Origin of the sequence: Dyadobacter sp. CY327 (assembly GCF_021390415.1) — a bacterium.
GTDB lineage: Bacteria > Bacteroidota > Bacteroidia > Cytophagales > Spirosomataceae > Dyadobacter > Dyadobacter chenhuakuii.
Genome location: NZ_JAJUXJ010000001.1, coordinates 1,980,184 through 2,004,674 on the forward strand (window position 1 = coordinate 1,980,184; position 24,491 = coordinate 2,004,674).

Consider the following 24,491-nt stretch of genomic DNA (forward strand, 5'->3'; position numbering starts at 1 on the left):
TTGATAAGAAACAAATATAGTCAGTTGCGCTGTGCATTAGTAAATTGAATGAAGTTTAATCAGCTTTTGTCACTTCAATGTAACCGCGCCGACACCCTCTTTCGTGATTTTTACAGGGTTAATTTCACCTTTATCATTGAATGTCATGACATCAATGCATGTTTCGCGGTGATTTCCATCGGTTTCGGTCAACGGGCGTCTATGGTAAACGATGTAATATTGATCCTTGCCCGGAATCTGGATAACGGAATGGTGTCCCGCGCCTCTTGCCACTTGCGGGTCCTGCTTCAGTATCGTGCCCACTCTTTTGAAAGGCCCGAAAGGAGAATCGGCAATGGCATATGCAACCGAATAATTAGGGCCTGTCCAGCCGCCTTCCGACCACATGAAGTAATATTTTCCATTTTTGATAAACATAAATGGCCCTTCTACGTAGTTGTCGGGCGTTATTTCGCGGAAGATGGTGCCGTCTTCAAAAGGGACAAAGCCGGTAAAATCCTTATTAAGCTTCGCCACATTGCAATGCTTCCAGCCGCCGTAAAACAAATAATACTGCCCATCCTTGTCTTTGAACACAAATTGGTCGATGGGCTGCGCACCGTTGTGGAATTTGTCGATCAGTGGTTTTCCCAAATGATCTTTAAAAGGGCCTTCCGGGCTGTCCGAAACGGCTACACCGATGCCGCCTTTCTCCTGATCATTCTGAATGTCGTTGGCACCGAAAAAGAGATAGTATTTTTTGTCTTTTTCAATGATGGAAGGAGCCCATACTGCACGTTTGGCCCATTTGATAGCCGCTGTGTCCAGGATAGCGGGGTGTTTTTTCCAGGTTAGCAGGTCTTCGGACGAAAAAGCATCCAGGAACACCTGCTGCTCGTACGGTGCAGAAAATGTAGGATAAATGTAAAACTTTTTGTTAAAGATAATTCCCTCAGGATCAGCATACCATCCTGGAAAGACGGGGTTGCCTGCGGTTTTTTGGATGGTTTGCGCAAAAGTGCTTATGCCGCATAAAAGCAGCGCAATGGACAAAATAGGTTTTTTCATTTTTAGGACTAAGCAAGAAAAGTACCTGGCTAAGTTCTGAATTTTTGCCCAATTAATAGGTCTCTCCCGAACCGCCGCCGCCAAAATTTCCACCGCCAAATTCAACATTACCATCCTCACCCGGCGTCTGACCAAGATGTTGCGCCACTAAAATGGCTTCCAGATTGGCCAGCTTACGTTTGCCTTCCTGCTCATCGGATAAGCCGTGTTTGGGCGTATGCAGATATTTAATGACAGCGGCAGACAGGATGATCATGGCCATTCCGGCTATCGCCAGTTCCTGTGCAGGCGTAAACGGGCTGAAATAATGTTTATAAGTATATACGGACAATGCCAGCGAAAGCAGCCCGGTAATCAGTAGAACACGATCGTGTTTTTTTAATCCAAAGAATATGTATGCAACGGGGATGCCGATTGTGAAGAAATAGAAGACTTGAGCGAATGGAATTTGAGGTGCGAAAGGCAAATTCAGGTTATTCAGCATAGCATTGCCTTCGCGGACAACCAGATAATTCCCACCCAGGTAAAACGTAGCCAGTGCCAGAATTTCGATCAGTTTCCGGCAGTCGTGGTAATAGCTGCTTTTGATTTTTTTCACAATCAAATAAACCAGCGCGGAAAGGATCATTACTCCGAAAGGAAGGATCGCTTTGCCGATCGGAAACTTCATCATCATATCTCCCAACATTAAAATCAATATGAGGAAAGAGCCGGCGGCCGTCAGCAGGTCTGCGTAACGGAGTGTGGCGGCATATGTGATAGCAAAGAAAATGATGCAGAATTGCCAGACTTGAAGATCCTGAAAAAGCGATAAAATAGGGATTGCCGCTGCGCCAAGGGCAGCATAAAGCAGTGCATTGTCGGTTCCGGAGTGATACAAGCCTCTTTTTTTGATCAAAAATTCCAAAAAGAATAGGAACCCTGCCATGCAGAAAAGGCTGATGACGGAAATGTTTTCCTGCCCGCCGTCGCCAATGATGAACATGGATATAAACCCCGAGGCAAAAGAGCAGGCGATGAGTGTGAAAATGAATAGCCCGATTTTTACAAAAATGCCGGGCCGGTAAAATTGCTGGGGAAATGCTTTTTCCGCCTGGTCGAGCTGTTCTCTGGTCAGCAGCTTCTTAGCTGCCCAATGTTCGGCTTTATTGAGAATGTGCAGATTTTCAATCCAGGTTTCGTTGTAGGCTTTTTTCATTTTTTGATCCCTAAGAATTTTTTAAAATTGAGCAGAAAGAAAACAACGCCTATGCTGGTGAATGCGAAATAAAACGTCCCGAAAACGAAAGAAGCGTCTTCTGAAACGATATTTGAGAAAATAAAATGTGTAAGGATTATGTAGCCATAAACGACGCCTATGAGCAGGAAAATGAGTGATTGTGTGAGGCGGGCGCGCTGGATGAAGAATACGGAAAGGGCTAGTCCCACAAGCATATAGATGAATTCTGCGCGATCGCTGAAAATGCCGGTCAATGCCGCCAGAACCGCCAGATTGCCTCCCAGGAAAATATAGGTAAATGCAAAGTGGTGTTTAATGTTCCGTTTTTCTGATGCCCAGCCGAATGCGCACAGGATCGAGCCGAGAATGACAGCCGTGGCGAGTAAGCGGTTATCCGTGAAATCATTTTGTGAAAGCACAGCCAGCGGCGCCACAGTAAGACCAAGCCATGACGCAAGTCCCGTAATGGCCATGGAAAGGGCTCCTTTATGATCGAAACGGTAAGCGCAGAAAAAGAAAATCAGGGTCGGAATAATGATCGCGAGTCCGTACCGCGTCCCAAAAATGTTGTATTGAAATTGGAGGTAACCTTCCAGAACCAGGAACGTCGTGCAGCCAAGCAGCAGAATGTAATCGGCGAGTTTTTTTGGATTGCTTACTTTTTCGTTGCTGTAAGGAAGCGCATGCTTATAAGTGTAATAAAAGCACCAGGCTGTAAAGGCGGCAATTGAAGCGATAATCACCTGATGACCAATGGTATCTATGTTCTCATAAATAATAACCCCGATGCCGGAGCTGAAAAGAACAATTCCCAGGTAAAGGATCGAGCGCAGTTCCCAATGCAGCGAAAACGCCTTTTTTTGCTCGTAATCGGCTATGATTGAAGCTTGTTCTTCGGATATGACGGCCTTCTCAACGAAGGCTTTCAGGATGGTTTGCGTATTCATTCCGTGGAAAAAAGAGGATGAGTAGAGCTGGCAATAATAAGAAGAATGCTTACAAGAACAGCGCTTATTTATTCAACGGAGCGGCCCGGTTATGTTACGGTTTTATTAAAATCTCAATGTAAAATCTTCCTTCACCTGCTCCTGCCGAAAGAACACCAGCCCGATCCAGAATAAATCGACCGTTAACGTTACCCGGGGATGTTTTTTGATGAATTCCCAGGCTTGCGTCATTTCATCGGACCAGTAGATGTCGTCGAAAATAAAGACCGAATCGTTGTGCATGTAGGGGAGGCAATCCTGGAAATAGCGGACAGTTGGCTCGTAGCGGTGATTGGCGTCGAAATAGGCGAAATCCAAAGACGGATTCAGCTTTTTTAATGTTTCGGGTAGCGTCTGGTCAATGTTGCCAATCACGATGTCAATGTTTTCAGCATCCAGTTTTTCAAAGTTATGGCGTGCAACCTGCGCTGTGGCCGGGCAGCCTTCGAAAGTCAGGATTCTTGCATCCGGCTTTGCTTTTGATAAATATAATGTTGTCAGCCCCAGTGAAGTGCCCAGTTCGAGAATGGTTTTGGGCTGAAATCTTTGCACGAGGCGGTTGAAGAGCTTTCCGAATTTTTCGGGCTTCTCGGCATTCTTAGCAATCGTGCCGATTTTGCGGAGGTTGGATTTATTCACCCGCGAGCCGGCGCCGAGATCCAGAATGTTGATTCGCTCATTGGATGCCAGCAGTTCTTTGCGCAATTTTTTCAAAACCTCATATTCGGGATTCTGATCCTTTTTTGCCGCAATAACCTGCGTGTAAAGTTCGAAAAGGAAAGGCGAATGAATGGAATGCTCGTTACCGGAGCGGAGCAAATACTTTAAATAGGCAGCAATCAATGGTAAGATATTTAGTAAACCAAAACCGAAGTCGGGCGGTTGATCAGTTCATTCTGTAAGGTGCGATCAGGGAGAATGCGGGAATGATCACGCGGAACTGGCGGCCGTCGAGTACACGTTCCATCAGATACGTTCCGGCCATTTTGCCCAGGTCTGTACGAAGGTTGCATCCCGACACGTAATCATGCACATCCCCTGGTTCCAGGATCGGTTGCAGTCCCACAATGCCAGCGCCTTCCACTTCGCGTACGGTTCCGTTCGCATCGTAAATAAGCCAGTGCCTTCTTAAAAGTTTAACAGTATGCTCGCTGTGGTTCTCAATCAGGATCTTGTAGGTAAATACAAAATGATCTTGTCCCGGGTTGGAATAATCGGGCTGATACTCAGTTAATACGGTGACTTTCACACCATCTGTCACTTTGGAAACCATATGGATGAGGGTGTTTGGGCGTTTTGCGTTGGTATGGGGAAGCAGCCGGAGCTGTATTTGCATTACTTCTGCTAAAACGAAAATAACAATCAATTACTGATAAAACCAAAACAAAATAATATAATTTGGGTTTGGTTTTAAAAACGATGAGATGGACGTAAAAATAGAGCAATCGTGGAAAGAAAGGCTGGAACCGGAGTTTGCAAAGCCGTATTTCACTGAGCTTGTGAGCTTTGTAAAAGAGGAATACAGCACGAAACAGATATTTCCGCCGGCGAAACAAATTTTCAATGCATTCAATTATTGCAGCTTTGAAGACTGTAAAGTGGTGATACTAGGCCAGGATCCTTACCACGGTTTTGGACAGGCAAACGGACTTTGCTTTTCGGTGAATGATGGCGTGCGTATCCCGCCTTCGCTGGTCAATATTTTCAAGGAGATCAATAGCGACCTGGGTAAGCCCATTCCTAATTCCGGTAATCTGGAAAGGTGGGCGAAACAGGGCGTATTATTGCTTAATGCAACATTAACAGTGGAAAGCGGGAAAGCCGGGTCACACCAGAACAAGGGATGGGAACGATTTACCGATGCTGTTATCAAATGCGTGTCCGACGAGAAAAAGAATGTGGTTTTTATGCTCTGGGGGCGTTATGCCCAGGATAAGGGAAGCATTATCCATGACAAAAATCACTTTGTATTGAAATCAAAACATCCGTCTCCCATGTCGGCAAACGGGGGAGGCTGGTTCGGTAACCATCATTTCAGTCAGGCTAATGCTTATCTCGAAAGCAAAGGCTTGGAGCCGATCAATTGGTAGAAACGAAAAAAAAGAGCCGGGATACCCGACTCTTTTTAAGATTTTCACTCCTATTACTATTGTAAATTACTTTTCAATGTTGGAATTCATTTCCAATACATTGTCCCAATTTCCTTCATTAGCCTTCACAAATTGTTTGCGATCGGCATTCGCTGCATATTGTGCTGCGCCTTCTTTTGTTCTGAATGTCAGGTAATGGATCACATCAAACTGCTCTTCGCTTCCTTCCAGTTTCTGAACGTGACCTGCTGAATAGGCAACTACATCCTTCACTGCGTTTTTCATGGAAGCAAAATCACGCAAATGTTTTTCAACGTCCTCGTTAGTTGTTCCCGGCTTAAACTTGATACAAACTACGCGCTGAATTTCAGCTGGTTTGTGAGGAACATACGCACCGTAAATCAGCAGCATAAAAACGCACAATGCAAAAACGGGTACTAAATATCCTAATGTTTTATTTCTGGTTCTCATTATTTCAAAATCTGATAATCATTCTAAATTTTCTTGATACAAAGATAAACGAATAATTAATAATTGCATTATTTATATATTAAATATAACTTATTCTGATTTTCTTGCATTCGGCAAAAGAAACCTGAGTACAATGTTCAGAATGCAGAATTTAGTTTGGGAGGCCGCAGGAGGCCGGGATGTGTATTTAATGCTAACTCAGAGATAAATGCGGCAAAATTCAGTTGAATTTTGTGCAACCAGCAAAATGAGCGTTTTCAAAATACTCGTTCATGTGACCATTTTTTGCAAAAAGCGTCTAAAGAGGTTAAAGGCCTTAAAAATGGCCTTCAAAACATTATATGGCAGTAAAATCTGGATGCAAGAAATTTTTTTTCAAGAAAAATGCTTTCGAGAGGCATTTTTGGCTGAAAATGAGCGTGGTAATGCTAATTTTTCTCGCTTTGACATCCGGCAAACCGCATTGGGGATTCTGGGCGCACAAGCGGATCAATCGTATGGCTGTATTTCGCCTGCCACCCGAAATGCAGGTTTTCTACAAAAAGAACATTGATTATATAACAGAAAATGCGGTCAACCCGGACCGCCGCCGATACGCTGTGGTAGGAGAGGCCGAGCGGCATTATATTGATCTGGATGTCTATGGCGACAGTGCTGTGCTGGTGCTGCCGAAATTTTGGAACGAGGCGGTAAAGCGCATGGGCGAGGATAGCTTGCGCAAGCATGGCATTGTTCCCTGGTATATTCAAACAGCTGCCTATCAGCTTACGGAGGCCTTTAAAGAAAAAGACGCGCGTCGGATTCTTAGAATATCGGCAGATCTTGGGCACTACATTGCGGATGCCCACGTGCCTTTGCATACAACCCGGAATTATAATGGACAACTAACCGGTCAGGAAGGCATTCATGGCTTCTGGGAATCGCGGTTGCCTGAGTTGTTTGCGGAAAACTATGACTTATGGATCGGTCAGGCCAGGTATCAGGATAATGTTGCCAATATTGCGTGGCAGACCGTGGCCGAGTCACACGCCGCAACAGATTCTGTTTTTCTGTTTGAAAAGCAGCTTAGTGCTTCATTTCCGGCTGAAAAAAAGTTTAGCTACGAACTTCGTAACAATGTACTTACCCGGACTTATTCACTGGAATTTTCAACCCGCTACCACGAAACGCTCGACCGGCAGGTTGAGCGGCGCATGAGAGCTTCTATAAAAATGGTGGCCGACATCTGGTTCACATGCTGGATCAACGCCGGTCAGCCGGATCTGCGCCAGTTGAAGGATTCTTTAACGGAAACAGACAAGCCGGATCAACAAACTGAAAGCCAGTCCTGGATCAGACGTCTCCTGCATATAAGACCCGAAAGTGAGGATTAAGCGCTTTGTTTCAACATGCGGGAAGTTACCAGCAGCTGGCCCGTGTGCCTTTGCGTATGCTCGGCCGCGTGAAACAGCAAGCCCAGATGTGTGGATGGTAACATGGCCCGGCCCACGTAACGGATCTGCGTAAGCGTCTCTTCGTCAGTGTGTTTGAGTTGTGTTAGCGCGATGAGAATCTGTCTGTTGAATGCGTCGAGTAATTCGTTCAAAGCCGATGTGGACGATAGTGGCTGGCCCTCGGATTTCAAATAGGCAAGCTGATTTTCGCTCAGAGATTCAGCCCTGGCATAGGTAAAAAGACGGTCGAGCACGCCGGTAAGGTGTTGTAAATCAAAGCCAACAGACGCCACATCTGCCGGGCGTTCCCATAACAATGCAACGGGGAAATTGCTGAGTTCTGCATTGATTTCTTCCTGCGCTTGCAAAAGTGCGTGGGCTGCGGGCTGCAGAAAATCGGATATTTCAGGGAGTGGCCCTCTGAGCCAGACCTCGGGTTTCGGTTGATTTTGCATACCGAAAAATAACAAAAAAAGGGACTTTGTTACAAGTCCCTTTTCTTAAATGTGCTAAGCTTAATTATTTAGCGATATCAATTTGTACAGGCTTACCTTTAATGGTGTTGCCGTCCATTGCACGCAAAACCGCACGGGCATCACGCTCAGGAACATCTACAAATGTGAATTTGTCATAAATATCAATCGCACCGATCGTTTTACCTGGAATGTTCGCTTCGCCGGCAATGGCTCCAACGATATCTTTTGGCAAAATGTGATCTTTACGGCCAAGGCTCAGGAACAAGCGCGTCATGCCAGCTTCCGGTGTAGCCGAACGTTTCGATTCGTCGCGGCCGCCTTCGAATCTTGGACGTGATTCTCCGCGCGCTGCGGGAGCGTAACGGTCGTTTCCGCGTGGAGCGCTTTCTCTGCGATCTCCAAAACGGCTTCCTCCTGATGAACGGCGCTCAAATCTGTCGCTGCCGCCTTCTCTGCGTCCGTCGCGTTCGCCACGTCTTTCTTCCCAAGCCAGGTTAGCATCTGCATATTCGTTCTTCTGAACGCCCATGATCTGCTTAGCCATAGCGCCTACAACCTGCTCGGTAGAATAACCTGCATGGTGCAACATTTCCAATACGTCGCCGAAAAGCTCCTGATCGTCGCCTTCTTTGATAGAAGCAGAAATGCTTTCAACGAAACGTGCCTTACGCACACCTACGATATCTTCGTAAGAAGGAATTACTCCTTTTTCAATTTTCACTTTGGTAAAACTTTCAATGGTTTTCAAACGATATTTTTCATCGCGGGCAACCAGTGAGAATGCTTTTCCGGACAATCCGGCACGACCTGTACGGCCGATACGGTGTACGTAATATTCTTCGTCTAATGGAATGTCAAAGTTGATCACGCCATCCAGTCCGCTTACGTCAATTCCGCGTGCTGCAACGTCCGTAGCCACAAGAATGGTTGTTACACCTGCCTTAAATTTGCTCATTACATTGCTGCGTTGCTGCTGGCGCAAATCGCCGTGAATACCTTCCGAAGCATATCCTCTCAATTGAAGATCTTCAACGATTTCGTCCACTTTTCTTTTGGTATTACAAAAAACCAAAAGCGATTTTAAATGGTGCATGTCGATCAGGCGCGTCATTACTTCCACCTTAGCCTGTGGCTTCACTTCGAAGTAAACCTGCTCAATGTTCACGTTAGTCAGCTCATTACGAACCACTTTGATCAAAATAGGGTCGGTCTGGAAACGTTTTGTGATTGACATAATCGGCTTAGACATTGTTGCTGAGAACAAGATCGTCTGACGGTCAGCCGGCATATCTGCCAGAATGCTTTCGATGTCCTCGCGGAAACCCATATCCAGCATTTCATCTGCTTCATCAAGCACCATCATGCGCACTTCGTCAAATTTCAACGTTTTGCGTTCCATATGGTCCATCACACGCCCAGGAGTTCCTACAACAATGTGAACACCTTTTTTAAGGGAGCGGATCTGGCGGTCGATAGAATCGCCACCGTAGATTGCTTCAATTCTTAATCCTTTTACATATTTAGCCAAACGGCCAATTTCTTCGGAAACCTGCACCGCTAATTCGCGGGTAGGGCAAAGCACAAGTGCCTGAACGGCATTATTGGATACATCAATTCTTTCCAGCACGGGAATACCAAACGCTGCCGTTTTTCCGGTTCCTGTTTGTGCTTGTCCGATCACGTCAGATCCCTGCATTACTGCGGGAATTCCTTGTGCCTGTATGGGTGAGGGTTTAGTAAAACCCATTTCAGTAAGGGCTTTAAGGATGTTTTCTGAGAGGCCAAGCTCTTCGAAAGTTTCGAAATTTTCAGTAGTCATTATATTTATTTTTGTATTAATTCTTGGGTAAATAAAAGATAGTCAAATTGTTACGGTCATTTGAATGCTGCTGCGGATCGCCGTAACAGAAAACGTATCGTAGGTCAGCAGGCTCGATGGGTCGAAGTCGGAAACGGTAAAACTGTCCCACAACCAAAAACTCAAAGCCAAATCGTAAACTAATTCAAAAGGGGATTGCGCAAAGCCCACCACAAACCATCCGTGGGGTCCTGCATGAGAACGGTGTGCCAACCAGGCGAATTTTAAAGGTTGGTAGCGGATCTATAAAGTGCTAAACCGTGTAAGAAGCAGAGAGACGAACGGATGTTCGTTCAAATTTTATGCAAAAGTAAGGATAACTTTCGAAATTGCAATACTGAGACGAAATTAATTGTAATATTTCGGGAAATGAAAAAACCTGACCGGCTTTACAGCCAGCCAGGTTGCCTTAGCTAGGTTTGGTATTAAAAAACTTCCTGCACGTCTGTATACGGAAGGTTCCAGGCATCCGAAACGCCTTTGAAAACCACCTTTCCGTTTACGACATTCAAGCCCTTACGCAGCTCTTCGCTCGTGGCGCAGGCGCTTTGCCAGCCTTTGTTGGCGAGCTGCAATGCATAAGGCAATGTTGCATTTGTCAGGGCGAGGGTAGAAGTGTAGGGCACAGCGCCGGGCATGTTGGCCACGCAATAGTGCACAACTCCGTCCACTTCATATATAGGATCTTCGTGGGTTGTTGCTTTGGAAGTTTCAAAACATCCGCCCTGGTCAATCGCCACATCCACCATTACGGTGCCGGGTTTCATAAGTTTAAGCATTTCGCGTGTGATCAATGAAGGCGCTTTCGCTCCCGGGATCAGCACACCGCCAATGATGAGGTTTGTGCTTTTGATCAGCTCGCGAATGTTGTATTCGTTGGACATCACGGTGTCCACATTCGCAGGCATAATGTCTTCCAAATATCTTAATCTTGGCAAGCTAATGTCCACGATCGTTACATTGGCACCCAGTCCCGCAGCCATTTTTGCAGCTTGTGTTCCTACGATCCCGCCGCCCAGTACGAGCACATTAGCAGGTTTCACACCCGCAACGCCACCCAAGAGAATTCCGAAACCGCCCATCGGTTTCTCTAAATATTTGGCCCCTTCCTGGATCGCCATCCTTCCGGCCACTTCGCTCATAGGAACCAGCAATGGCAAACTGCGGTCCGTTTTTTCAACCGTTTCGTAAGCCAGACAAACGGCCTTACGCTCGATCATGGCGTGTGTTAGTGGTTCGGAAGAGGCAAAGTGGAAGTAAGTGAAGAGGAGCTGGTTTTCTTTGATGAGGCTGTATTCGCTGGCGATCGGTTCTTTTACCTTGATGATCATTTCAGCGATGGCGTAGACTTCTTCGATGCTGCTGAGGATCGTCGCGCCGGCTTCTGCATATTGTTCGTCGCTGAAACCGCTGCCTTTGCCTGCCTCCGCCTGTACATATACGGTGTGTCCGTGTTTGCGGAATTCGGTTACTCCGGCGGGGGTGACGGCTACGCGGTTTTCATTGTTCTTGATTTCTTTGGGGACACCAATGATCATTGGGAAGTATGTTTTTAGTGTAGAATTTCGAAGTTCGCAAAAGTAGTTTTTGTAGAAAAAAGATGCTATCGGGAAGCATAAGGACAGTAAAAAAAACTATTTTTGATCACATTTGTAAGAAAATATTCGGCTTATAACTTCTCAAATGTAGACCGGGTAATAAAAAAAACTGTATGCAACCTGACCTCACGGATCGTAAAATAATGGATTTGCTGCAAACTGATTCTCAATTGACAATCAAGGAGATAGCGAGCAGGATTAATTTGTCGGTGACGCCCGTTCACGAGCGGATCCGCAAGCTGGAAAAAGAAGGCATCATTGATAAGTATGTTTGCCTCCTTAACCGCCGCAAGCTGGGCAAAGCGCTGGTGGTTTACTGTAATGTAACATTGGATAAACAGCGGAAGGAAAGCTTCGAGGATTTCAACCAGGCGATTGTACAAATGAGCGAAGTGCTCGAATGTTCGGTCGTTTCGGGAAACTTCGATTATATGCTTAAAGTGATCGTGGAAGATGCCGAGGCATACAATCAATTTTACCAGCACAAACTTTCTGCCCTTAAAAGTGTGTTACACATCAGCAGTTATTTCGTAATTTCCGAAATCAAGTACACGACGGGAATCTCGGTGGTGTAGCGCGGCTGCAACATTTCTTTTTGATTTCCCTGATTAATAGGCAGCTAGCATTTGCCAGTCGCCCAAAGCCACAAATAATGAATAAAAATTTTAAAGATGGGCTGAACCTGATGTCCAAGGTCACTCCCAAAAGGGCCTGGAACGCCATTCAGATACTAAGCAGTTATTTTTATTCAAAAGCAACGGGTAACCCGGTCCACTGGGGCATGCCGATCGCCATTTCTTTCGAACCAACCACTTCCTGTAATTTACGCTGTCCGGAGTGCCCGAGCGGCCTGCGGTCCTTCACACGCCCGACCGGGATGATGGAAGAAAAATTATATAAAAAGACTATTGACGAGCTTGCCGACACATTACTATACCTGATTTTTTACTTCCAGGGCGAGCCCTATCTGCACCCAAAGTTTTTTGAACTGGTTCAATACGCGCATGACAAAGGCATTTATACGGCTACTTCCACGAATGCACATTACCTGACGGACGAGAAAGCGAAGAAAACGGTCGAGTCCGGTTTGGATCGTTTGATTATTTCCATTGACGGCACCACGCAAGACGTTTATAAGCAATATCGCATTGGCGGGAATCTGGAAAAGGTTCTGGAAGGAACGCGCAACATTATCAAATGGAAAAAGGAGCTGAAATCGGCCACGCCACATGTGATTTTCCAGTTTTTGGTAGTTAAACCAAATGAGCACCAGATTGAAGATGTGAAAAAACTGGCTGAGGAAATGGGTGTGGATGAAGTGGGTTTGAAAACGGCTCAGATCTATGACTATGAAGAAGGTTCGGACCTTATCCCGACCATTGACAAATATTCCCGCTACGAAAAAGCCGAAAGCGGCCGCTATTCAATCAAAAACAAATTTGTAGACCATTGCTGGAAGATGTGGCATTCGTGCGTGATCACCTGGGATGGTGCCGTGGTGCCTTGCTGCTTTGACAAAGACGCCGAATATCAGCTCGGCGATATGAAGCGCGAGACATTCCGCCAGCTTTGGAAAGGCAAAAAATACAGCGACTTCCGGGCATCACTGATCCGCTCGCGTTCGGAGATTGAAATGTGTAAAAACTGCACCGAAGGAACGCAGGTCTGGGCGTGAAACACTTCTCAAAAAGGCTTTGTTTTTATTTTTAATTAAATAATAATGTCAACTAACTAATTGAATGGCAGTTGCTTGAATGATTTATTTAAAACTCCGTGGAACATTTTTTGGTGAATTGCCCCGAATAATAGAAATTTGACCTTGGGTAACTCAAATGAATACATGGGCAAAGTAATTGCAATTGCAAACCAAAAGGGAGGAGTAGGAAAAACGACAACTGCCATTAATCTGGCGGCTAGTCTGGCGGCGCTGGAATTCCGTACGCTTATCATAGACGCTGACCCACAGGCCAATTCAACTTCCGGACTTGGTTTCAATCCGCAGGAGATGGAAAACAGCATTTACGAATGCATGGTGGAGCAGGCGAAAACGGCGGACATTATCCTGGAAACCGATTTTCCGAATCTAAATTTATTACCCTCACACATTGATCTCGTAGGTGCGGAAATAGAGATGATCAATCTCAAAAACCGCGAACAGCGCATGAAAGACGCTATTGCCGAGATTCGCGAAGACTACGATTTTATCATTATAGACTGTTCGCCCTCGCTAGGGCTTATCACGATCAACAGCCTTACCGCGGCCGATTCGGTCATTATCCCGGTTCAATGTGAATATTTTGCATTGGAAGGATTGGGTAAGTTGTTGAATACCATCACCATTATTCAATCCCGTCTCAACACAGGACTGATCATTGAAGGCATCCTGCTTACCATGTATGACCTGCGGCTCCGGCTTTCGAACCAGGTTGTGAACGAGGTGACCAGCCATTTTGAATCCCTGGTTTTCAACACCATTATCCCTCGAAATGTACGCATCAGCGAGGCGCCAAGCTACGGAATCCCCGTGATGGCGCAGGATGCGGACAGCAAGGGAGCGGTGAGCTATCTGAATCTGGCCAGGGAAATTCTTACTAAAAATGGTTTGCTGTCCTCGGACAGGTCGATGGGTGTAAACTGATAAATGATTGAATAGCGAGAAAGCAATGGAGAACAGTAAAGCCAAGAAAATGACAGGATTGGGAAGAGGCCTCGGAGCGCTTCTTCAGGATTCTGAAAAAGTAAATACGCACAGGACCAAAGAACGGCCGTCTTCAACGGACGTCGTAGGTTCGATGAGCGAAATTGATGTGAGCCTTATCGAGGCAAACCCTTACCAGCCCCGCACGAAATTCGATCAGGAATCCTTGCAGGAATTAGCGGATTCCATTCGCGTTCAGGGCATTATCCAACCCATTACCGTAAGACAATTGTCCGAAGACAGCTATCAGCTGATCTCTGGTGAAAGGCGTTTGCAGGCTTCCAGGTCCATTGGAATGACTGCCATTCCTGCCTACATAAGGACTGCCAATGACCAGCAAATGCTGGAAATGGCGCTGATCGAGAACATTCAGCGGGAAAACCTGAACTCGATAGAAATTGCGCTCAGCTATCAGAGGCTGATTTTGGAATGTAACCTTAAACAGGAAGAACTGGGCGTTCGCGTGGGCAAGAACCGCACGACGGTCAACAACTATATCCGTTTGCTAAAATTGCCACCGGTAATCCAGGCCGCATTGCGCGACAACCAGATCAGCATGGGGCATGCACGTGCCATTATCACCATTAACAGCGATCAGAGTCAATTAAAGATTTTTAACAAAATAATTGAAGAGGGCTGGTCGGTGCGAAAAGTGGAAGAGGAGGTCAGAAAGCTGGGAATGATGAGTAATATCTCATTTGCGAGCAAAAAACAGGCAACAATTAATCAAGAAATTAAGTCGTTACAGTTTCAATTATCGTCCTTTTTCGGGGCTAAGGTTTCCGTAAAAAGCAATAATGACAACAAAGGCGAAATCAAGATCCCCTTTGCTTCTCAGGACGAGCTCAAAAAGATTCTGGAAACACTGAAATTTAAATAAGATTGAAAAACTGGTTTTGGCTTCTCGCATTGGTGTTGTTTTCGGTGGAAGCAATCGCACAAAAATCAAAAAAGGACACATTGCAACGCGGTGAGGCGCAGATTATCACAACAGATAGCACGCTAATTGGCGAAATAGATTCACTGACAGGGAAGAAAAAAGAAAAGAAATTTTTCCCGGTCCCAAAAACGGCGACAAGGCTTGCATTGATTCCGGGAGGAGGGCAGATCTATAACCGCGATTACTGGAAACTTCCTATCGTTTACATTGCTTTTGGAGGTGGATTGTATGCTTATTATCTCAACTCACTGAAATATCACGATTACCTGGACACTTACAGATCCTTTTATGATCTTGATCCAAACAGTCCGACTTACGGAAGCATTAAGAAAGGCTTAACACCAGATTCAACCAAGGCGATACGGGTTCGCAATTTGTTGAATACAAACAGTGAAATGACCGTAGCAACGCGTGACCAGGCTGCGAGAGGCAAAAATTACTGGCGACGCAATCGGGGTTTTGCTTTAATTGTGTCGGGTTTGATCTATACATTATCCATCGTCGAGGCGAACGTGGCGGCACATTTGAAGACATTCGATTTGTCGGAAGACCTTACATTAAGAGTCGAGCCGAAACTGAACCAACCTGCTATGCTGACGCCGACACCCGGAGTGAGGCTGGTTTTTAACCTAAAATAATTTAGTACAGAATAAATTTACGTTAATGAGGATTTTATTATTGGGATATGGAAAGATGGGAAAGACGATTGAAAAGATTGCACTCGAAAGAGGACATTCAATCGTAGGGAAAATTGACATTGATAACCGCTCGGAAATGGATGCATTGCAGCCTGCCGATGTGGATGTTGCCATTGAATTCAGTGCTCCCGAAGCTGCCTATCACAATATTACATACTGTTTGAAAAAAGGCTGGCCCGTAGTAAGCGGCACAACCGGCTGGCTCGAACACCGGGCAGAAATTGAAAAGCTTTGTGTGCAGCAAAACGGTGCTTTCTTTTATGCTTCCAATTACAGCATTGGTGTAAACCTTTTCTTTCGCCTCAACCGTCAGCTGGCCAGGCTGATGAACGGACATGGTTACGAGCAATACATGACCGAAATTCACCACATTCACAAGCTGGACGCGCCCAGCGGCACGGCAATCACACTCGCGGAAGCGATTACAGACGAGATAGACAACCTGGAAGGATGGAAACTGGCTCCTGAAACGGAAAGCGGTTACCTGCAAATTACCTCCAAAAGGGAGGGTGAAGTGCCCGGAACGCACATTGTACGCTATGAGTCGGAAGTGGATACCATTGAAATTTCACATACTGCGCACAGTCGGGCAGGTTTTGCATTGGGCGCCGTGGTTTCGGCCGAATGGCTTCCTGGCAGAAATGGTGTTTTTGGTATGAATGACCTCCTGAAAATCTAAATATAAACTCTTAACTATCAATTGATTATAGCATGGCTATTAATAAAGAAATGACTTCCCGAACTGCTCACACCGGCAAAAGAAAATCGCCGGTCAGAGAATGGTTCGATTCCATACTTTTTGCTGTTGTTGCCGCGACCTTGATCCGTTGGTTGTTTTTCGAAGCTTTTACAATCCCGACGCCGTCCATGGAGAACAGCCTTTTGGTAGGTGATTTCTTGTTTGTCAGCAAGCTGCATTATGGCACCAGGACGCCCAAAACGCCCCTGCAAGTGCCATTAACACATCAAACGATATGGGGAACCAGCATTCCTTCCTATTCAGATGCTATTCAATTGCCACAATATCGCCTGCCTGGTTTCAGCGAAGTGAAAAGGGGAGACGTTGTTGTTTTCAACTATCCGCCCGAACTGCAACATCCGGTTGATTTGAAAACAAATTACATCAAGCGATGCATGGGATTGCCCGGAGATAAGCTGGAAGTGAGGGATTTGCAGGTTTATGCCAATGGCACTGCGGTTGAAAATCCGGTTCGGATGGAGAATGAATATTTCGTTGCGACGACGACTTCTGTGAATGAGGAAAAAGTGTTTAAGGAAAACGGTATCTCGGAGTACAATGCGTATACTGAGAGCTTTAATGATACAATTCCTTCCAATGACCAAATGGGTTACCTGGTTTTCACAACTGTGGAAATTGCAGCTAAACTGAAAGCCTATGATTTTGTAAAAGGCATTACATTGGTTAAATCATCGAAGGACATTAGCGAGCCCATGCTGTATCCGAATTCCTCTTTGTTCAAATGGAACCGCGATAATTACGGCCCCATCACCGTTCCCAAAGAAGGGGCGACCGTCCAGCTGACTCCTGAAAATATTGCGACATATGGTCCCGTCATCAAGAATTATGAAGGACTGGAAGGCGTGGAGTTTGACGAAAAATCTTTGAAAGTGGCTGGTAAGGCCATTACAAGCTACACATTTAAGCAGGATTACTATTTCATGATGGGGGATAACCGTCATAATTCGGCTGATTCGCGCTATTGGGGATTTGTGCCGATGGATCACATAGTGGGAAAGGCGGTTTTCGTCTGGATGTCCATCGATCCAAATCCTACGAGCTTCTTTAATAAGATCAGATGGAACCGTTTGTTCCGTGTGATCAACTAAGCAGCAGACATTATACATGGAAATGGTAAGGAGCGCAACATGTGCTCCTTATTTTTTGATATATAAATAAACATTATATAACTATTAACTTGTTATTAAGATAAGCATTATATTGCCAAGAAATTACAATTCGGCATTATGTCTGTCACTTCTATTCCTCAAAAGCCTCAACAAGTTAAGCCTAAAAAATCTGCATTCCGGGAATGGCTGGATTCTGTGCTGTTCGCGGTTATTGCTGCAACATTGATCCGTTGGCTGTTTTTCAGCGCTTTTGTTATTCCAACATCTTCTATGGAGAATTCGCTTTTAGTAGGCGATTATCTGTTTGTGAGCAGGCTGCATTATGGCACAACTACACCCGTTACACCGTTGCAAATGCCACTCACGCATCAAACGATCTGGGGCACGAAAATTCCGTCTTACCTGGATTGGATACAGCTGCCGCAATACCGGCTTCCGGGATTTGCGGATGTGAAACGGGGCGATGTGGTGGTTTTTAATTTACCGGTGGAGCATCCCAATGCATATGATAAATACAGTTCCGTGCTGCCGGACCTGCATCCGCATCCGCTGGATCTGAGGTCCAATTATATCAAAAGATGTGTTGCTATCGCAGGCGATAAGCTCGAAGTAAGGGGTGGCCAGGTGTATGTGAATGGGGCAGCGCAAAAGAATCCGGTCCGGATGCAGAGTGAATATTTTGTGTCCACATCTACGCCGGTGAACGAACAAAATGTGTTTCGCAAAAATGGCATTACGGACTTCTCCCAATTCACGGAAACGTTTAACGACACCATTGCTTCCAATGATCAGTCGGGCTACATTGTCAAGACAACCAGCGCGATTGCTGAGAAGTTAAAGGGTTTTGATTTTGTAAAAAGAATTGAGCCTATTTACAGCAGCATAGGACTGAAAGAGCCTTTTCTATTTCCAAAGACGGATTTAATGTATTGGAATAAAGACAATTATGGCCCTATCATCGTGCCGAAAGAAGGATTGACCATTCCAATGTCGCCTCTGAACATTGCCCTTTACGGAGAGGTGATCAGAAATTATGACGGCAATGATAACGTAGAGATTAAGGAAGGGGAAATCCTTCAAAATGGAAAAGTGTTAACCGATTACACATTTCACCAGGATTACTATTTCATGATGGGCGATAACCGGCACAATTCAGCCGATTCGAGATATTGGGGATTTGTGCCCAAAGACCACATTGTTGGAAAAGCAGTTTTTGTATGGATGTCACTGGATCCCGATCCCGTTAGTTTTTTAAATAAAATACGCTGGGACCGGATTTTCAGGATTATTGAATAGCAAAAAAAGACCGGTGATGAGCCGGTCTTTTGCATTTATCATAGGTTTATAATTAATCCTCCTGAGAGAATACAAGCACTGAGTAAGGTGGGATTTGCAATTCTGCATAAGCCGACAGACCGTCAAATTCACCATCCGTTGTTTCAATGTCAAACACGCCGAGATGGGAGAATTCCGGATCGTATTGCTCATTGTCGCTGTTGAATCGCAAGTGCCATTTCCCTGCTCTTGGGAAACCAACTTTATAGTCATGGAATGTTTCAACTGAGAAATTCAGTACGACAACAACGCTGTCTTTTGGCCCGCCTTCACTCCAACGGTGCATCACGATCACTTTCTTGTCTTTATCGGCGCGAATGATCTCAACATTCTGTCCTTGCAGCCCTTTGGTTACACCAAACCAGTTCCGGCGCATATGGATCATATCACGGTGTAAATTTGCAAATCCACTGAATTTTTCCAGTCTTGACCAATCAATCGGGTCGCTGTCGGAAAACCATTTATCTTCTAACAAGGGTTGTCCCTGGAAAACCATTGGAATGCCTGGTGAAGTAAGCACCAGCGCAACGCCCAGAGCAGCGCGTTTTTTAGAATACCAGTTATTTACATCGCCATCTGCAATCTCTTCCGCCACCCGCGCCTGACCATTAGCCACCTCGTCGTGTGATTCCGTATAAATAATGCGTTGAAAGGAATCTTCATTGTAACGGTGTGTAATCGCTTCAACAACATCCTCCATATTCCGATCCTGATCATTAGCGGTGATAATGGCTTCACGAACTGAATGCACAAACCTGGCATCCCATTGAGAACCGTAGCCCAGGCCTCCATCTTCGACAGAGTCCGTAATGAAGTCCAGCGAATGCATATCTTCTGCAATGGTAATGCAGTTTGGATAACATTCGCGAATGTCTTTATTGATCCATTGCATTAATGAAATGCCCTCAGGTATATCGTTACCAGGATTTCCGTCTGCTTTCACATTCCGTATGTAAGGGACCATATCCATTCTCAGGCCGTCTACACGGAACTCGCGCAGCCACATCATGGCATTGTCATGAATGTATTGTCTTACTTCGCCACGGCCGTAATCCGGGCGGGTGCTGCCCCAAGGCGTTTCTGCACGCCAGTCGTTATAAAAGTAAATGCCGCCGCCATCGTTCTCATGCCATCCGTCAAATTGCCAGATGTCCAGGTCCGAAGGCCCGAAGTGATTATATACCACATCCAGAATAACGGCTATGCCGGCCTCATGTGCTGCCTTTACGAATGCTTTCAAGCCATCAGGGCCGCCGTAATCAGATTCTATCGCAAAAGGACTTGCGGGATTATATCCCCACGAGCGCGATCCTGGAAACTCAGAACAGGGCATTAATTCAACAGCGTTGAAGCCCATATCTTTGAGATATGGCAGCTTTTCAATAGCGGTGTGTAACGTTCCGATTTGACCTTCTTCCTTCACATGGAATGTTCCAACGTGAAGCTCATATATAACCAGCTCGTGCCAGCTTGGAATTTCAAAACCAACATCCTGCCAATCGAAACTTGCGTGGTTGTAAACCACACAGTTTCCAGCCGAGTTGGTCATCTTCAATGCATAAGGATCGTTTCTGTGCAATTCTCCGGATGGTGTCTGTAAAACAAACTTGTATTCATCACCTTCCTTCGAATTCTCTATAAGTGCACCCCAATGTCCGTTTTCTTCTTGTGAAAGGGGATTTGCATCTGCTTTCCAATCATTAAAAGTCCCCACTACCGAAACACTTTCCGCGTGTGGCGCCCACACCCTGTAATAAACTCCTTCCGGGTAGCACGTCGCACCCATTCCTTCAAAACTCTGAACCGGTTCTGTTTCAGCGGCCTGTAAATTATCCATATTCCCTTTGAGGATTTTTGTTATTTTTGATTTATCTTCATTACGTATATAGGCAAATTGTATGCCACTCAAAACACACTATCATGTTGGAATTAACAGAGTACGAAAAGATCTGTACACTCGCGCTTATACACACGCCCGGAGTCGGCGCAGTTACCATCCGGCAGCTAATCAGTCATTGCGGCGGCGCCGAGAAAGTATTTAAATCCGACTACCGAAAACTCATCCACATTCCCGGCGTTGGCGATAAAGTAGCCAGGGCGATATTAAACAAGGAATCGCTTGGAATGGCTGAAAAGGAATTCCGCAGCTGCAACAACACCGCAACCAACCTGCACTTCTTTACTGACCCGGCTTATCCGGCCAGACTGAAATCGCTTTACGATTCACCCATTGTCCTTTACTCACGCGGCAATTTTGACTTTAATATGAGCCGGACGGTGGGCATCGTCGGGACGCGGCAGGTGAGTGACTATGGGAAATCGGTGACGGAAACCATTATTAAGGAGCTGGAACCTTATCATGTAATGGTCGTGAGCGGCCTGGCATTTGGTGTGGATATCACCGCCCACCGGGCTTGTCTGAAGCACAATATGCCGACGATCGGCGTCATGGCAAGCGGCCTGGACGTCATCTATCCTTTTGCACACAAAAAAACAGCATTCGAAATGCAGGAAAATGGTGGCCTTGTTACCGAGAATGCACTCGCTACCAAACCCGATTTTATGAGATTTCCGGCAAGGAACCGAATCATTGCGGGGCTGAGTGATGTTACCATTGTGGTAGAGTCGGCGCGGAAGGGCGGCAGCCTGATTACGGTCGAGTTTGCTCAGAATTACCACCGCGATGTTTACGCAGTGCCCGGCATGCTTGGCAGCGTGCATTCAGAAGGTTGTAACTTTCTGATCCGGGACAACAAAGCGTCCATATTCACGTCTGTTGAGGATATGGCGGTGGCGATGGGCTGGGAGCAGGCAGGAGACGAGCCTGCGGAAGTTCGTCCGGTCCAGATGCAGGCAAGCTTTGAAGGGTTTACACAAGACGAAAGCCAGATATTGGCATTGCTCCGGCAGAAAGGCATTATGCAAGTCGACGAACTTTCCTGGAATGCCGGAATGCACTTGAATAAACTGGCGGCGTTGTTGCTTAACCTGGAATTCCAGGGAATGGTGCGGTCGCTGCCAGGGAAAAAATATGGATTGATTTAAATGCAGGAAAAAAGCATCATACAGATTATAAAAGAAGGAGAAGGGCTTACGACCGAATTTAAAAGGACGATTGACAGCCCGTACAAGATTGCTAAAACCATTGTATCGTTCGCCAACACCTCCGGCGGCAGCCTATTGATCGGGATTGCCGATTCGGGCGCGATCCTGGGCGTGGGTTCCGAGCTGGCCGAGCTGAAAAAGCTGGAAACGGCCACGGGTAGATTGATTGAGCCGAAGCTGACGATCCAGATAAAATCTGCGTTACTTGACGGAAAAAAGGTGATGCAGGTGGATGTTGACGAAAGCCCCGACAAGCCACATTATGCGGTGAATGAGAAAGATATGCGGATCATTTACATTCGGGTAAAGGACAAAAGCATTCCCATTCCAAAACTGCTCATGCAGGGAGAAACCGATGCCGACCTGGAAAAACTATTGGCATCCAGACATATAAAGACATTGATCACTTATCTGAGGGAGCAGGACTCGGTAACAGCCAAAGTTTTTTCACGGATCATTAATATTTCCGAAAAACGGGCGGAACGAATGCTGCATGATTTGGCAGAGAAACAGGTGCTGCTTAAAATCTCCCGCAACAAACCCGAAGCATTCAGTCTGAAATTGGCCAAATAAAAAAGCATAAAGCCAGACATTCATCTGACTTTATGCTTTTAACTTCTAATTTTCTACACTTCTTAGTTGATCCCAACCAATTCAAGCTCAAAAATCAGGTCCTGACCTGCTAATGGGTGGTTGGCATCCAGAATAACATATTCTTCTGTCACTTCTTTCACCACAACCGGGATAACCCGTCCGCCATCCTGATGCATATTAAGCGTTCCGCCCACTTCCAGGGGAATATCGGCAGGAATTTGTGAGCGTTCGAAATTGATAACCATATCCTCATTTACAGGGCCGTAAGCTTCTGCATTCGGGATGTGAATGGTCTTTTTATCACCGATTTCCATGCCTGTAACGCCATCATCAAAACCTTTGATAACCTGGCCGCTACCCAGCTTGAAATTTAACGGATCGCGTCCTTCCGAAGAATCAAAAAGTTGTCCGTCTGTCAAAGTCCCTTTGTAATGGACCTGTACATTGTCACCTGCCTGCGCCTGCTTCATCTTGTAAATCTTAAATGGTTAAAAATGCCTTACTAACAGCGGAAAATGAACTGTTTTCGGATTGATAAAATTAATATGCCCGGGCAAAAACGACTCTTCCTGCCGAAGGCTTTCCTGAGTAAATACAAACGCCGGATTCTTTCACCTGATCCAAGGGGATGCAGCGGATTGTAGCCTTAGTTTCTTCCTTGATCTTTTCCTCAGTTTCTGATGTGCCGTCCCAATGCGCCAGAATAAACCCACCTTTGGAATCGAGCACTTTATTGAATTCTTCAAACGAATCGACCTTTGTCGTGTTCTCTTTGCGGAATGCAAGTGCCTTGTTGTAAATGGATTCCTGAATGTTGTCCAGCAACGATTGGATGAATTCGGCAATGCCTTCAAGAGAAACCGTTTCCTTCGTTTTGGTATCCCTGCGTGCAACCTCCACCGTTCCGTTTTCAAGATCGCGTGCACCCATAGCAAGACGCACGGGAACGCCTTTCAGTTCATACTCGGCAAATTTATAACCAGGTTTGTAGGCATCACTGTTGTCAAATTTCACACTGATCCCCAGTTTTTTAAGCTCCTTGGAAATTTCTTTTACTTTTTCAGAAATTAAATTCAGCTGCTCCTCATTTTTATAAATTGGAACAATCACCACCTGGATAGGGGCCAGTTTCGGAGGCAAAACCAATCCGGCGTCATCAGAATGCGCCATGATCAGTGCGCCCATTAACCGCGTGCTTACACCCCAGGATGTCCCCCAGACATATTCCAGCTTACCATCCTTATCCTGAAATTTGACATCAAAAGCATTTGCGAAATTTTGTCCCAGATAATGAGAAGTTCCGGCTTGCAAGGCCTTACCGTCCTGCATCAAAGCTTCAATGCAATATGTATTAACTGCTCCTGCGAAACGCTCGTTAGCCGTTTTTACGCCTTTAACAACCGGAAGCGCCATCCATTCCTCAGCGAATTGCGCATATATTTCCAGCATTTGTTCTGTTTCTGCAATGGCTTCTGCGGAGGTTGCATGCGCCGTATGGCCTTCCTGCCATAAAAATTCGGTCGTCCTTAAAAACAACCGCGTGCGCATTTCCCAGCGAACCACATTAGCCCATTGGTTAATCAGCAAGGGCAGGTCGCGGTAGGATTGGATCCAGTTCTTATAAGTGCTCCAGATCACCGTTTCCGAAGTAGGACGAACGATCAGTTCTTCTTCCAGTTTCGCATCCGGATCCACAATGACTCCTTTTCCATCGGGATCGTTTTTGAGGCGATAATGTGTCACAACAGCGCATTCCTTGGCAAAGCCTTCCACGTGTGAAGCCTCTTTGCTAAGAAATGATTTTGGTATGAAAAGCGGGAAATAAGCATTGGAATGGCCTGTTTCCTTAAACATATCATCCAAAGCACGCTGCATCTTCTCCCAGATCGAATAACCATACGGCTTGATCACCATACAGCCTCTTACTGCGGAATTTTCGGCCAGGTCGGCCCTTTTTACTAACTCATTGTACCATTCGGAGTAATTTTCACTTCGGGTTGGTAAGGCTTTACTCATTATTAGGATTATTTGATAAATGAAAAGGAGTATATCGTTATGTTTACCCTGTTTTTTC

Annotated in this window: 26 protein-coding genes; 13 read left to right on the forward strand and 13 right to left on the reverse strand. The window is 45.7% G+C overall.

Features of this window, described 5'->3' with window-relative positions; genetic code table 11:
* Positions 1-69: 69 nt before the first annotated feature.
* From LZG74_RS08270 to apaG, 5 genes are all read right to left on the reverse strand, one after another.
* Entirely contained in the window at positions 70-1,047 is a 978-nt protein-coding gene (locus LZG74_RS08270) for a glycoside hydrolase family 43 protein (RefSeq protein WP_233796081.1), read from the reverse strand.
* Positions 1,048-1,099: 52 nt separating this feature from the next.
* Complete coding sequence (locus tag LZG74_RS08275) at positions 1,100-2,245, reverse strand: hypothetical protein (protein ID WP_233796082.1); 1,146 nt, start codon at positions 2,243-2,245, stop codon at positions 1,100-1,102.
* The gene (locus LZG74_RS08280) at positions 2,242-3,213 is read right to left on the reverse strand and encodes a DUF2157 domain-containing protein (RefSeq protein WP_233796083.1); all 972 of its coding nucleotides are present in this window, start codon (positions 3,211-3,213) and stop codon (positions 2,242-2,244) included. The genes LZG74_RS08275 and LZG74_RS08280 overlap by 4 nt, the downstream gene beginning before the upstream one ends.
* Positions 3,214-3,318: 105 nt before the next feature.
* The gene (locus tag LZG74_RS08285; protein ID WP_233796084.1) at positions 3,319-4,095 is read right to left on the reverse strand and encodes an O-methyltransferase; all 777 of its coding nucleotides are present in this window, start codon (positions 4,093-4,095) and stop codon (positions 3,319-3,321) included.
* A gap of 43 nt (positions 4,096-4,138) precedes the next feature.
* A complete protein-coding gene (gene apaG, locus LZG74_RS08290; RefSeq protein ID WP_026630324.1) occupies positions 4,139-4,525 on the reverse strand; it encodes a Co2+/Mg2+ efflux protein ApaG in 387 nt (128 codons plus the stop codon).
* A 151-nt stretch (positions 4,526-4,676) separates the two neighbouring features.
* On the opposite strand from apaG, the gene ung reads away from it, so the two are divergent.
* Positions 4,677-5,342 carry a uracil-DNA glycosylase gene (ung, locus tag LZG74_RS08295; protein ID WP_233796085.1) on the forward strand — a complete coding sequence of 222 codons (666 nt, stop codon included), beginning with the start codon at positions 4,677-4,679 and terminating at the stop codon, positions 5,340-5,342.
* Positions 5,343-5,408: 66 nt separating this feature from the next.
* Here ung and LZG74_RS08300 read toward each other — a convergent pair whose 3' ends face one another.
* Positions 5,409-5,813 (reverse strand): Dabb family protein, encoded by a 405-nt coding sequence (locus LZG74_RS08300; protein ID WP_233796086.1) that lies wholly within the window; start codon positions 5,811-5,813, stop codon positions 5,409-5,411.
* Between the two features lie 208 nt (positions 5,814-6,021).
* Between LZG74_RS08300 and LZG74_RS08305 the strand changes: the two genes are divergently transcribed.
* Both LZG74_RS08305 and LZG74_RS08310 read left to right on the forward strand, forming a co-directional pair.
* Entirely contained in the window at positions 6,022-6,366 is a 345-nt protein-coding gene (locus LZG74_RS08305) for a hypothetical protein (protein WP_233796087.1), read from the forward strand.
* Positions 6,311-7,186, forward strand: a complete 876-nt coding sequence (locus LZG74_RS08310) for a zinc dependent phospholipase C family protein (protein WP_233796088.1) — start codon at positions 6,311-6,313, stop codon at positions 7,184-7,186. Before LZG74_RS08305 ends, LZG74_RS08310 begins: the two co-directional genes overlap by 56 nt.
* Here the strand turns inward: LZG74_RS08310 and LZG74_RS08315 are convergent.
* The 4 genes from LZG74_RS08315 to ald form a co-directional block, all read right to left on the reverse strand.
* Positions 7,183-7,701 carry a DinB family protein gene (locus tag LZG74_RS08315; RefSeq protein WP_233796089.1) on the reverse strand — a complete coding sequence of 173 codons (519 nt, stop codon included), beginning with the start codon at positions 7,699-7,701 and terminating at the stop codon, positions 7,183-7,185. The genes LZG74_RS08310 and LZG74_RS08315 overlap by 4 nt on opposite strands.
* A 64-nt stretch (positions 7,702-7,765) precedes the next feature.
* Positions 7,766-9,541 (reverse strand): DEAD/DEAH box helicase, encoded by a 1,776-nt coding sequence (locus LZG74_RS08320; RefSeq protein WP_233796090.1) that lies wholly within the window; start codon positions 9,539-9,541, stop codon positions 7,766-7,768.
* Positions 9,542-9,583: 42 nt separating this feature from the next.
* Positions 9,584-9,793 carry a hypothetical protein gene (locus tag LZG74_RS08325; RefSeq protein ID WP_233796091.1) on the reverse strand — a complete coding sequence of 70 codons (210 nt, stop codon included), beginning with the start codon at positions 9,791-9,793 and terminating at the stop codon, positions 9,584-9,586.
* Between the two features lie 212 nt (positions 9,794-10,005).
* Complete coding sequence (gene ald, locus LZG74_RS08330) at positions 10,006-11,118, reverse strand: alanine dehydrogenase (RefSeq protein ID WP_233796092.1); 1,113 nt, start codon at positions 11,116-11,118, stop codon at positions 10,006-10,008.
* Positions 11,119-11,291: 173 nt separating this feature from the next.
* On the opposite strand from ald, the gene LZG74_RS08335 reads away from it, so the two are divergent.
* From LZG74_RS08335 to lepB (LZG74_RS08370), 8 genes are all read left to right on the forward strand, one after another.
* Positions 11,292-11,753, forward strand: a complete 462-nt coding sequence (locus LZG74_RS08335) for an Lrp/AsnC family transcriptional regulator (RefSeq protein ID WP_233796093.1) — start codon at positions 11,292-11,294, stop codon at positions 11,751-11,753.
* Between the two features lie 77 nt (positions 11,754-11,830).
* Positions 11,831-12,853 carry a radical SAM protein gene (locus LZG74_RS08340; RefSeq protein WP_233796094.1) on the forward strand — a complete coding sequence of 341 codons (1,023 nt, stop codon included), beginning with the start codon at positions 11,831-11,833 and terminating at the stop codon, positions 12,851-12,853.
* A gap of 165 nt (positions 12,854-13,018) precedes the next feature.
* Positions 13,019-13,816 carry a ParA family protein gene (locus LZG74_RS08345; RefSeq protein ID WP_233796095.1) on the forward strand — a complete coding sequence of 266 codons (798 nt, stop codon included), beginning with the start codon at positions 13,019-13,021 and terminating at the stop codon, positions 13,814-13,816.
* A 25-nt stretch (positions 13,817-13,841) separates the two neighbouring features.
* A complete protein-coding gene (locus LZG74_RS08350; RefSeq protein WP_233796096.1) occupies positions 13,842-14,756 on the forward strand; it encodes a ParB/RepB/Spo0J family partition protein in 915 nt (304 codons plus the stop codon).
* A gap of 2 nt (positions 14,757-14,758) precedes the next feature.
* Positions 14,759-15,454, forward strand: coding sequence for a DUF5683 domain-containing protein (locus LZG74_RS08355; RefSeq protein ID WP_026630313.1), 696 nt, complete (start codon positions 14,759-14,761; stop codon positions 15,452-15,454).
* A gap of 25 nt (positions 15,455-15,479) precedes the next feature.
* Positions 15,480-16,193 carry a 4-hydroxy-tetrahydrodipicolinate reductase gene (gene dapB, locus LZG74_RS08360; protein WP_026630312.1) on the forward strand — a complete coding sequence of 238 codons (714 nt, stop codon included), beginning with the start codon at positions 15,480-15,482 and terminating at the stop codon, positions 16,191-16,193.
* 32 nt (positions 16,194-16,225) lie between these two features.
* Complete coding sequence (gene lepB / locus LZG74_RS08365) at positions 16,226-17,362, forward strand: signal peptidase I (RefSeq protein WP_233796097.1); 1,137 nt, start codon at positions 16,226-16,228, stop codon at positions 17,360-17,362.
* A gap of 138 nt (positions 17,363-17,500) precedes the next feature.
* Complete coding sequence (gene lepB, locus LZG74_RS08370; RefSeq protein WP_233796098.1) at positions 17,501-18,679, forward strand: signal peptidase I; 1,179 nt, start codon at positions 17,501-17,503, stop codon at positions 18,677-18,679.
* Between the two features lie 52 nt (positions 18,680-18,731).
* Here the strand turns inward: lepB (LZG74_RS08370) and LZG74_RS08375 are convergent, their stop codons facing one another.
* Complete coding sequence (locus LZG74_RS08375) at positions 18,732-20,555, reverse strand: alpha-amylase family glycosyl hydrolase (protein WP_233796099.1); 1,824 nt, start codon at positions 20,553-20,555, stop codon at positions 18,732-18,734.
* A gap of 83 nt (positions 20,556-20,638) precedes the next feature.
* Between LZG74_RS08375 and dprA the strand changes: the two genes are divergently transcribed.
* Positions 20,639-21,763 carry a DNA-processing protein DprA gene (gene dprA / locus LZG74_RS08380; protein ID WP_233796100.1) on the forward strand — a complete coding sequence of 375 codons (1,125 nt, stop codon included), beginning with the start codon at positions 20,639-20,641 and terminating at the stop codon, positions 21,761-21,763.
* On the forward strand, positions 21,764-22,396 hold the full coding sequence (locus tag LZG74_RS08385; protein WP_233796101.1) for a helix-turn-helix domain-containing protein: 633 nt from the start codon (positions 21,764-21,766) through the stop codon (positions 22,394-22,396). It begins immediately after the preceding gene.
* A gap of 62 nt (positions 22,397-22,458) precedes the next feature.
* Here the strand turns inward: LZG74_RS08385 and LZG74_RS08390 are convergent, their stop codons facing one another.
* Positions 22,459-22,887, reverse strand: coding sequence for a peptidylprolyl isomerase (locus LZG74_RS08390; protein WP_233796102.1), 429 nt, complete (start codon positions 22,885-22,887; stop codon positions 22,459-22,461).
* A gap of 70 nt (positions 22,888-22,957) precedes the next feature.
* Positions 22,958-24,433: a proline--tRNA ligase gene (gene proS / locus LZG74_RS08395; protein WP_233796103.1), complete on the reverse strand. Its 1,476-nt coding sequence runs from the start codon at positions 24,431-24,433 to the stop codon at positions 22,958-22,960.
* Positions 24,434-24,491 lie beyond the last annotated feature (58 nt).

Coding starts and splice junctions, on each gene's coding strand:
- apaG (WP_026630324.1), bottom strand. CDS start 4,525: ATGGTTTCCAAAGTGACAGATGGTGTGAAAGTCACCGTATTAACTGAG.
- LZG74_RS08345 (WP_233796095.1), top strand. CDS start 13,019: ATGGGCAAAGTAATTGCAATTGCAAACCAAAAGGGAGGAGTAGGAAAA.
- LZG74_RS08275 (WP_233796082.1), bottom strand. CDS start 2,245: ATGAAAAAAGCCTACAACGAAACCTGGATTGAAAATCTGCACATTCTC.
- LZG74_RS08335 (WP_233796093.1), top strand. CDS start 11,292: ATGCAACCTGACCTCACGGATCGTAAAATAATGGATTTGCTGCAAACT.
- LZG74_RS08340 (WP_233796094.1), top strand. CDS start 11,831: ATGAATAAAAATTTTAAAGATGGGCTGAACCTGATGTCCAAGGTCACT.
- LZG74_RS08375 (WP_233796099.1), bottom strand. CDS start 20,555: ATGGATAATTTACAGGCCGCTGAAACAGAACCGGTTCAGAGTTTTGAA.
- LZG74_RS08305 (WP_233796087.1), top strand. CDS start 6,022: ATGCGGCAAAATTCAGTTGAATTTTGTGCAACCAGCAAAATGAGCGTT.
- LZG74_RS08300 (WP_233796086.1), bottom strand. CDS start 5,813: ATGAGAACCAGAAATAAAACATTAGGATATTTAGTACCCGTTTTTGCA.
- lepB (WP_233796098.1), top strand. CDS start 17,501: ATGTCTGTCACTTCTATTCCTCAAAAGCCTCAACAAGTTAAGCCTAAA.
- ald (WP_233796092.1), bottom strand. CDS start 11,118: ATGATCATTGGTGTCCCCAAAGAAATCAAGAACAATGAAAACCGCGTA.
- LZG74_RS08350 (WP_233796096.1), top strand. CDS start 13,842: ATGGAGAACAGTAAAGCCAAGAAAATGACAGGATTGGGAAGAGGCCTC.
- LZG74_RS08385 (WP_233796101.1), top strand. CDS start 21,764: ATGCAGGAAAAAAGCATCATACAGATTATAAAAGAAGGAGAAGGGCTT.
- proS (WP_233796103.1), bottom strand. CDS start 24,433: ATGAGTAAAGCCTTACCAACCCGAAGTGAAAATTACTCCGAATGGTAC.
- LZG74_RS08270 (WP_233796081.1), bottom strand. CDS start 1,047: ATGAAAAAACCTATTTTGTCCATTGCGCTGCTTTTATGCGGCATAAGC.
- dapB (WP_026630312.1), top strand. CDS start 15,480: ATGAGGATTTTATTATTGGGATATGGAAAGATGGGAAAGACGATTGAA.
- lepB (WP_233796097.1), top strand. CDS start 16,226: ATGGCTATTAATAAAGAAATGACTTCCCGAACTGCTCACACCGGCAAA.
- LZG74_RS08280 (WP_233796083.1), bottom strand. CDS start 3,213: ATGAATACGCAAACCATCCTGAAAGCCTTCGTTGAGAAGGCCGTCATA.
- LZG74_RS08390 (WP_233796102.1), bottom strand. CDS start 22,887: ATGAAGCAGGCGCAGGCAGGTGACAATGTACAGGTCCATTACAAAGGG.
- dprA (WP_233796100.1), top strand. CDS start 20,639: ATGTTGGAATTAACAGAGTACGAAAAGATCTGTACACTCGCGCTTATA.
- ung (WP_233796085.1), top strand. CDS start 4,677: ATGGACGTAAAAATAGAGCAATCGTGGAAAGAAAGGCTGGAACCGGAG.
- LZG74_RS08310 (WP_233796088.1), top strand. CDS start 6,311: ATGGCTGTATTTCGCCTGCCACCCGAAATGCAGGTTTTCTACAAAAAG.
- LZG74_RS08315 (WP_233796089.1), bottom strand. CDS start 7,701: ATGCAAAATCAACCGAAACCCGAGGTCTGGCTCAGAGGGCCACTCCCT.
- LZG74_RS08320 (WP_233796090.1), bottom strand. CDS start 9,541: ATGACTACTGAAAATTTCGAAACTTTCGAAGAGCTTGGCCTCTCAGAA.